The organism is Streptococcus sp. OH4692_COT-348 (assembly GCF_003859975.1).
GTDB lineage: Bacteria > Bacillota > Bacilli > Lactobacillales > Streptococcaceae > Streptococcus.
The window spans coordinates 1-2,513 of sequence record NZ_RQZB01000028.1 but is presented as its reverse complement, the minus strand read 5'-3'; the positions used below and the strand labels follow the sequence as shown (position 1 = coordinate 2,513).

2 protein-coding genes and 1 pseudogene are annotated in these 2,513 nt (G+C 31.9%); all 3 read right to left on the bottom strand.

Annotation, left to right across the window (positions count from 1 at the left end; all coding sequences use genetic code 11):
* Window positions 1-148, bottom strand: a pseudogene (locus tag EII37_RS10630) (integrase); the annotation flags it as partial.
* Between the two features lie 290 nt (window positions 149-438).
* Window positions 439-1,647 carry an ATP-binding protein gene (locus tag EII37_RS10625; RefSeq protein ID WP_124788551.1) on the bottom strand — a complete coding sequence of 403 codons (1,209 nt, stop codon included), beginning with the start codon at window positions 1,645-1,647 and terminating at the stop codon, window positions 439-441.
* A gap of 506 nt (window positions 1,648-2,153) precedes the next feature.
* Window positions 2,154-2,513: tyrosine recombinase XerC (gene xerC, locus EII37_RS10620; protein WP_185696009.1), on the bottom strand; the 360-nt coding region annotated here is incomplete at its 5' end.

Sequence of the window (2,513 nt, the reverse complement as noted above, 5' to 3'; positions counted from 1 at the left end):
CGATATATGTAAAAACAAATTGTTCTGGATTACTGATGATGCCAAACTTTGCTAGTTCATATTTTTGTTGCTCTTTCCAAGAGGTAAGAAGCTGAAGTAAGTCATTAGAAATAGAGAAAATGGGAAATATTTCCATAATAAAACGCATATTATCAAGGTTGTTCAATACTTGATACTATGCGCTTTTTAGGATTTTAGAGCCTGATTGCTTAGTCTCTTTTTCATTATAGTTCCGTTTGATTCCTAGCTTTATTAATTCTATGGAGATTCATCATTATGAGTAATAATATTGCTTTCAGAAGTTATAGATTCCATTTTATCCTTCAAGTCTTTGTATTAGATAGTGTGTTCCAAATTTCTTATATTTTGTTAGGATTTGGGTAGAATCATTGATAACAGACTGTTACAAATCTAGTTAGCTGTATGATTTATGATTATCTACTTTTCTAGTAACCAATCTATGATATTTTTCTTCTCAATACCATTGTAATTGGCTGTTGGCTGAATCGTATCCATTGTTAACAGATATTTGGGGAATTGATCTTTAATGGCTTCTAGTGGTCTAAGTTCTCTTTCAAGTGTTTCTGGAGCAAGTGTTGTTTCACTGACCTGATAATAAGCGTAGTGACCAAGATCAGTTACAACAACAAAATCAACCTCATATTTATCTAAATTACCAACATATACTTGTGAATATCTACGTCTCAATTCCAAATAGACAATATTTTCCAAGATATGGCCAATATCTTCTTTGTGGTCTGGTAATAAGAGGTGTCGTAAACCTAAATCAACGGGATAATATTTTTCTAAGCGTTGCAGTAATGCTCTGCCTTTTACATCAAAACGTGGAACGGAATAAAAAAGTAAACTGTCTGTCAAAGTCGTCAAATAATTTTCCAAAGTATTGTGGGATATTGAAACATTTTGGCTGACAAGGGTATTGCGAATCTTATTTGTTGATATTAAGCTACCTGTACTACTGAGAAGGGTTCGTACAATGCGCTCAATAATAGTAGGATTTGGATTTCCCAATCTAGTGACAATATCATTTAACAGTATTGAGTTATATATTCCTCTGAGATAATCAATTTTTTCAGCGTAAGATGATGTTTGCAATAAGTAAGGGAAAGCACTAAAGAGATAATTGTTAAAAATTTCTGTTGTATTCAGATTCTCTGAGAGAGATTGACCTGATAGGTATTCTTCAAATGACAAAGGAAGAACTTCTATCTCAACATACCGACCAGTCAAGTTTGTAGATAATTGGCTACTCATAAAGTAGGCGTTTGATCCAGTCAAATAGAGGTCAACATTTGGCAAGATGAATAGACTATCTGCTACCAGTTCAAATTTTTCAACATGTTGAATTTCATCTAAAAAGATATAGTATGTTTTTTCCTCAACTAATCTTTCTTTTATATAAGCGAATAATATTTGAAAATCTCGCAGGTCATAATAACTCAGATCTTCAAAATTGATGGATATGATTTGATCCTCGTCTACTCCAGTTGCTAGTAACTCCTCTTTATAGAGTTGAAAGAGAACAGATTTACCAGCTCGTCTAACTCCACTCACAACTTTGATGATTTGTCGGTCACGATGTCTTCTTAAAAAGTCTAAATAATGTGGTCTTTTAATATAGTTCATAATAGTTACCTCACAGATAGTATAATATAAATAGTAATTATTTTCAAATATTTAGAAATAATATTTAATTTATTCGATTAATTTCAATTTATTAGAAATAATATCTAGGACTATTTAAATATCTTCAGGATAGAAAAAGAAATTGCACTGGCACGAAGAAATTGTACATCATCTTTGTGATACAGTATTTCGTATTTCTCAATTACATAAGCTCCGAAAACTAAAAATTGATAACCCTTTGATAACCTCTTGATTTTTAAAAGGGTTATATATGTAAAGATTGAGAATTTATCTCTCAAAAGAACTTGAGTTTAGCTATAATTTACCATAAATATCATGATGTAGAAAAAACCAGGTCTTAAGAAAGCTCGTAAAGCATCACAATTCTCAAAACGTTAATCAACACGATTATATCAACGTTTCAAAGCACTCAAAAGTTTACCTTATGGGTGCTTTTTTCGTGTTTTTTTTAAAAAGTTTACCTCAAAGTTCACCTTATTTTTACCTTATTGTTTTATAGACTTTAAAGCAAATTCCCCAACTGCCATAGGAACTACATTAGAGGTGTTGACATAAATTTGAGTTGTGCCTGTATCGCTATGCGTTAGTGCTTCAGAAATGGCTTCTAAGCTCATTCCTGCTTGTTTAGCAAGTGTTGCTCCTGTATGTCGCAGTTTATGAGGTGTAGCATGTGTCAGCTCTTTATGTCGCTTTCTAATACTTTTCATTTTGTTGTTTAGATAGTCAGTATGTAAAGGCTTATTGATGTTTCCTTTTGTGTCGATATATGTAAAAACAAATTGTTCTGGATTACTGATGATGCCAAACTTTGCTAGTTCATATTTTTGTTGCTCTTTCCAAGAGGT